Origin of the sequence: Streptomyces sp. UH6, from assembly GCF_013421635.1 — a bacterium.
In the GTDB taxonomy this organism is placed as follows: domain Bacteria; phylum Actinomycetota; class Actinomycetes; order Streptomycetales; family Streptomycetaceae; genus Streptomyces; species Streptomyces abyssomicinicus.
The window spans coordinates 1-5,606 of record NZ_JACADT010000333.1; the positions used below are offsets into that span (position 1 = coordinate 1).

Here is a 5,606-nt window from a genome sequence, read left to right on the forward strand (position 1 = left end):
CGCCCGCCATCCCCACAGCAGACAGTCGCATCGGCCCATCCCCCCGCAGCAGCGTGCCCGCGGGGAGCGGGCCACGCCAGTGCGCGTGGACGATTCGGGCCGGGCGGTACCCGTGGGGCGATGGCGGGCGCAGGCCGCGTACGGCGGATGACGGCCGGACCGGTACGTCGAACCGGCACTCCGGACCGGTCGGCCGCCGTCCCGGCCCTCCGGGTCGCCTCAGTACCTCAGGCCGTGTCCGATCGGGAAGAGCACCTCGGCAGGGGCGTCGGCCCGCTGCACCGGCACCGGCAGCCTGCCGCTCGGCGAGACCCGCCCCGCGATGACCCGCGCGGCCGCCCGTACCTCCGTGTCGGTCCACGAGTACGAGGCCAGCACCGCCCGCGCGCCGGGCAGGTGCGCCACGTCGTACGGGTTGCGCACCGCCAGCACGACCACCGGCTTCCCGGTCTCCAGCAGCCGCTGCACCAGCGTCTTCTGCGTGCTGCTCGCCGTCACGTTGTAGGTGGCGACGACCACCGCGTCCGCGTCGGCCGAGGCGGTGACCGCGTCCGCGACGGCGGTCGCGGTCGGGGCGGTGCCGGTGGTGCGGGCGGTGGTGGTGAAGCCCGCCTCGGCCAGCGCGGCGGCGATCACCTTGGTGGTGGGTCCGTCGGAGAGCGACGGGGAGGCCGGGTCGGGGCCGACCACCAGGACCCTGCGGTGCCGCAGCCGGTTGAGCGGCAGCAGTCCGCCCTCGTTGACCAGCAGCGTGGTGGTGTTGTCGGCGATCCGCTCGGCAGCCTTGTAGTGGGCGTTCGTGCCCACCGCCCGGTCCACGCCGTGGTGGGTGACGTACGGGTCGTCGAAGAGACCGAGCTTGGCCTTGAGCCGGAGAATGCGCAGGATCGATTCCTCAAGCCGCGCCTCGGTCAGCTCGCCGCTGCGGACGGCGTCCAGCACCGCGTTCCACGAGACGCCGATGTCCGGCGGGTTGAGGAGCTGGTCCACGCCGGCCTGCACCGCCATCACCGCCACGCGCGCGTCGCCGTACTTGCTCCGCACGCCCTGCATGCCGAGGGAGTCGGTGACCACCACGCCGTCGTAGCCGAGCTCCTCGCGGAGGATGCCGGTGAGGATCGGCCGGGACAGGGTGGCCGGATCGCCGGACGGGTCCAGCGCGGGCACCATCAGATGGGCCGTCATGATCGAGTCGATGCCGGCCCGGATCGCCGCCCGGAACGGCGGGGCGTCCAGCTCCTCCCACTCCTCACGGCTGTGGGTGATGATCGGGAAGCCGTAGTGGCTGTCGACGGCGGTGTCGCCGTGGCCGGGGAAGTGCTTGGCGGTGGCCGCCACCCCGGAGTTCTGGTAGCCGACCACCTCGGCCGCGGCCAGCCTGGCCGCGGCCTGCGGGTCGGCGCCCAGCGAGCGCACCCCGATCACGGGGTTGGCCGGGTTGACGTTCACGTCGCAGACGGTCGAGTAGTTCTGCCGGATGCCCAGCGCGGCCAGCTCGGCGCCCGCGACCCGTCCCAGCGCCTTGGCGTCGGACCGGGAGCCGCTCGCGCCGAGCGCCATCGCGCCGGGCAGCAGGGTGGCCGGCTTCCCGACCCGGGCCACGATGCCGTGCTCCTGGTCGGTGGCGATCAGCACCGGCAGCCCGCGCGGGAGGTCCAGGGAGGCCTTCTGGATGCCGTTGGAGAGGTCGGCGATCTGGTGGGGGTCGCGCGTGTTGTGCGCCCAGGCGAAGTAGATGATGCCGCCCAGACGGTACTTCTCGATCAGCTCGGCCGCGGTGCGGACGCCGATCTCCCGGAGGTTGGCGTCGATGTCCGCCTGGTCCGGGGCGGTCGCCGAGTGGCCGTAGACCCGCATCACGAAGAGCTGGCCGACCTTCTCCTCCAGGGTCATCCCGGAGATCAGCGCCCGCAGCCGCTCGTCGTCCACCGGCGCGGGGCCGTCCGAGGCGAGGGCGGGGGAGCCGACCGCCAGGGCCGCGGTGACACCGGCGGTGGCGGCGAGAACGGTACGTCTGGAGGGTCGAGCGGTGTTTCCTGAGGCGGTGCTTCCTGCCGCATGTGCCGAGCCCGTGCTGGAGTCGCTCACGTGCGCCCCTTCCTTGGTGAAGGAAACTTCCGAAGGGCCACGAATATCGGGGAAGTTTCTTTCGGTCAAGGGGTGCGGCGGCGCCACACGGCCACGGGGCCGCAGTGAGGCCCGGTGGCCCGTCACCGGCACCCTGGAGGGGGCGGGGCCGGTGACGGGCCGGGCTGCCGGCCGCAGGCGGAGGGGAGGGGGAGAACCGGCCCCCACAGGTGGCCGGTCGACCGCTCTGCGGTGACTCGTCCGGCAGTACGGCCCTTGGACGGACCACCCCGCCTCACGGTTCCCCCGCCACGGACCCCCATCGCGCCCGCAGGGCCCGGACCGTCTCCGCCACGGCCGGACGCCGGGCCGCCTCCTCGCGCCACACCGCGTACAGCCGCCGTACCGGAACCGGGTCCATCGGCACCGTCACCACGTCCTCGGGCAGCGGCCCGCGGCCCAGCCGGGGGATCACCGCCACCCCCAGGCCGGCCGCCACCAGGGCGACCAGGGTGGGGTTCTCGTCGGCGGTGTGCACCACCCGCGGCTCGTGCCCGGCCGCCCGCATGGTCCGCACCAGCCAGTCGTGGCAGACCCGCCCCGGCGGCTGGCAGACCCACGGCTCACCCGCCAGTTCCTCGCTCCGCACCCGGTCACGGCCGGCCAGCCGGTGGCCCCGGGGCACCGTCAGGTCGCTCAGGTCCTCCCCGATCCCGTGCCGGGCCAGCCCGGGCGGCAGGGTCATCGGGGCGACGTCCCAGTCGTGGGTCACCGCCATGTCGACGGCGCCCTTGGCCACCATCCCCACCGACAGGTGCGGGTCGACCTCGCTGAGCCGCAGGTCCAGCGCCGGATGCCGCGACGCCAGATCGGCCAGCACCCCGGGCATGAGCCCGCGCGCCGCCGAGGGGAACGCGGCCACCGTCAGCCGCCCCGCGGGCTCCCCGCGCCGCTCCTCCAGCTCCGCCTCCGCCCGCTCCACCAGTCCCAGCAGCTCGCGCGCCGTCCCGGCGAGCCGGCGGGCGTCCTCGGTCAGCCGCACCCCGCGGCCGTGCCGTTCCAGCAGGACCGTGCGGGTCTCCCGTTCCAGCTTGGCGATCTGCTGGGACACGGCGGAGGGGGTGTAACCCAGCGACGCCGCCGCCGCGTTGACGGTGCCGTGCACGGCGACCGCGTGCAGGGCGCGCAGTCGTTGCAGGTCGAGCATGTCGGGCCCTCCAGGGAATCTCCCGCGGGGACCGCGCCGCCTGGACGGTCCCGACGCGATCGTTCAGTGTTGCTACATCCGCCGGTGCAGCAATCATCGCTGGTGCTGCACGATGGCGACAGCGGATGCTCGGACCATGCGACCTACTCATCTCCTGCTGGCCGTGTGCGTCGCGGCGACCTGGGGCGTCAACTTCGTGGTGATCGAGATCGGCCTCGACCACTTCCCGCCGCTGCTGCTCTCCGCGCTGCGGTTCCTCCTCGCCGCGCTGCCGGCCGTGTTCCTGGTGGGGCGGCCCAAGGTGGCGTGGAAGTGGATCGTGGGTGTCGGACTCGCCCTGGGCGTCGCCAAGTTCGGCCTGGTCTTCGTCGGCATGGACCAGGGCATGCCCGCCGGTCTGACCTCGCTGGTCCTGCAGATCCAGGCCGTCTTCACCGCGCTGATCGCCTTCGCCGTGCTGGGCGAGCGCCTCACCGGGCTGCGGGTGGCGGGCATGGCGGTCGCGGTGGCCGGCATAGCGGTGGCGGCCGTGGACGAGGGGTCCACGGGACCGCTCCCCGCCTTCGCCCTGGTGGTGCTCGGCGGAGCCTGCTGGGGCGTCTCCAACGTCCTCACCCGCAAGGCGTCCCCGCCGGACGCGCTCAACTTCATGGTCTGGGTGAGCACCGTGCCGGTGCTGCCGCTGCTGGTCCTCTCGCTGCTCACCGAGGGCGCCGACCGGGACCTGGCGGCCCTGCGCGCCCTGGACATGGAGGGCGTCGGGGTGATCCTCTTCATCGCCTGGGTCAGCACCGTGTTCGGCTTCGGGGCCTGGGGCTGGCTGATCAAGCGCCACCCGGCGTCGACCGTGGCCCCCTTCTCGCTGCTGGTGCCCGTCTTCGGCATGGCCTCCGCCTGGCTGCTGCTGGACGAGGCGGTCAGCCCCCTGCGGTGGGCCGCCGCGGCCCTGCTGGTGACGGGCGTCGCCATGACCTCCCTCGCCCGCCCGGGCGGAAACCGGGTCGCCGCCACCGCGGCCGGTGGGGCAGACTCCGCCGCGGACGTCCCGACGAAGGAGGCCCTGGATGGGATTCCGGCTGACCGCCCCGCCGCTGGAGGGCTCGCTGGTGCGGCTGGAGCCGCTGGAGGCGCGTCACGCGGCTGACCTGGCCGTCGCCGCGGAGGCCGACCGGTCCACCTTCGGCTACACCTGGGTGCCCCGGGCGGACGAGGTCCCCGCCTACATCGCCACCCAGCGCGAGCGCGCCGGGGAGGGGACGGTCGCGCCCTACGCGCAGATCTCCCGGGCCACCGGTCACGCGGTGGGCTGCACCTCCTTCTGCACGCCGCGTGCCTGGCGCTCCCCGCGGAGGCTGGACGCGGTCGAGGTCGGCTGGACCTGGCTGGGCCGTTCCGCGCAGGGCACCGGAATCAACACCGAGGCCAAGCTGCTGCTGTTCCGGCAGGCGTTCGAGGGCTGGGGCGTGGGCCGGGTGGACCTGATGACCGACGCCCGCAACACCCGCTCGCGCGCCGCGATGGAGCGGGTGGGAGCACGGCCGGAGGGCGTGCTGCGCGGATGGGGCGTCTCCCGGGTCGCCGGGGAGGAGGGCCGGCTGCGGGACACGGCGGTGCACGCGGTCCTCGCGGCGGACTGGACGGAGGTCAGGGAGACGCTGGAAAAAATCTTGTCGGAGCGTACAACCCTTGCCCCACCTCGCCGGTCTTAGTCGGCGTCAGGAGTTCTGGAGGGGGACCCGGGGGGGTCGGAAGGCTTCTGGCGGGGGGAGAACCGAGGGGGCCCGGTCCACAGGACCGGGCCCCTTCGCGTACGTCAGGGAAGCGCCCGAAGCGCCCGAAGCGCCGGAAGCGCCGGAAGCGCCCGAAGCGCCGGAAGCGCCGCGCGACCCGCGCGGGCCTAGAAGAACACCCCGCACCGCAGCAGCACGTTGGCGTACGGGGCCGCCTCGCCGGTGCGCACCACCAGCCGGGCCTCCCGCGAGCGCACCTTGAGCTCCTCGTGGGGGACCAGGTGCAGTTCCGGCAGCCCGGCCAGCAGCGCCGCGGCCGCGGGGTTGGCCTCCCGTACCTCGCGCGCGGCGACCGCGCCCTCCACCACCAGCTCCTCCAGCAGCCCGTCCAGCACCTCCGCGAAGGACGGCACCCCGGCGCGGAACGCCAGGTCCACCACCCGCGGCCCCGCCGGGATCGGCATGCCCGCGTCGCAGACCAGCACCTGGTCGGTGTGGCCCAGCTCGGCGAGGGCGCCGGCCAGATGACGGTTCAGGATTCCGGACCGCTTCACAGCGCCGCGACCTCCTCCGCCGTCGGGTAGGACGCCTGGGCGCCCTCC

General features: G+C 74.2%; 5 protein-coding genes. 2 read left to right on the forward strand and 3 right to left on the reverse strand.

Annotation, left to right across the window (positions count from 1 at the left end):
* Nucleotides 1-219: 219 nt before the first annotated feature.
* Nucleotides 220-2,088: a glycoside hydrolase family 3 protein gene (locus tag HW445_RS16850; RefSeq protein ID WP_180221838.1), complete on the reverse strand. Its 1,869-nt coding sequence runs from the start codon at nucleotides 2,086-2,088 to the stop codon at nucleotides 220-222.
* Between the two features lie 274 nt (nucleotides 2,089-2,362).
* Nucleotides 2,363-3,274 (reverse strand): LysR family transcriptional regulator, encoded by a 912-nt coding sequence (locus HW445_RS16855; protein ID WP_180221839.1) that lies wholly within the window; start codon nucleotides 3,272-3,274, stop codon nucleotides 2,363-2,365.
* 136 nt (nucleotides 3,275-3,410) lie between these two features.
* On the opposite strand from HW445_RS16855, the gene HW445_RS16860 reads away from it, so the two are divergent.
* Together HW445_RS16860 and HW445_RS16865 are read left to right on the forward strand one after the other, a co-directional pair.
* The gene (locus HW445_RS16860) at nucleotides 3,411-4,418 is read left to right on the forward strand and encodes an EamA family transporter (protein WP_180221840.1); all 1,008 of its coding nucleotides are present in this window, start codon (nucleotides 3,411-3,413) and stop codon (nucleotides 4,416-4,418) included.
* Nucleotides 4,339-4,983 (forward strand): GNAT family N-acetyltransferase, encoded by a 645-nt coding sequence (locus tag HW445_RS16865; RefSeq protein WP_180221841.1) that lies wholly within the window; start codon nucleotides 4,339-4,341, stop codon nucleotides 4,981-4,983. Before HW445_RS16860 ends, HW445_RS16865 begins: the two co-directional genes overlap by 80 nt.
* 188 nt (nucleotides 4,984-5,171) lie before the next feature.
* On the opposite strand, the gene rbsD is transcribed toward HW445_RS16865, so the two are convergent.
* Complete coding sequence (gene rbsD / locus HW445_RS16870; protein ID WP_180221842.1) at nucleotides 5,172-5,558, reverse strand: D-ribose pyranase; 387 nt, start codon at nucleotides 5,556-5,558, stop codon at nucleotides 5,172-5,174.
* Nucleotides 5,559-5,606: the final 48 nt, after the last annotated feature.

Coding starts and splice junctions, on each gene's coding strand:
- HW445_RS16855 (WP_180221839.1), bottom strand. CDS start 3,274: ATGCTCGACCTGCAACGACTGCGCGCCCTGCACGCGGTCGCCGTGCAC.
- HW445_RS16860 (WP_180221840.1), top strand. CDS start 3,411: ATGCGACCTACTCATCTCCTGCTGGCCGTGTGCGTCGCGGCGACCTGG.
- HW445_RS16865 (WP_180221841.1), top strand. CDS start 4,339: ATGGGATTCCGGCTGACCGCCCCGCCGCTGGAGGGCTCGCTGGTGCGG.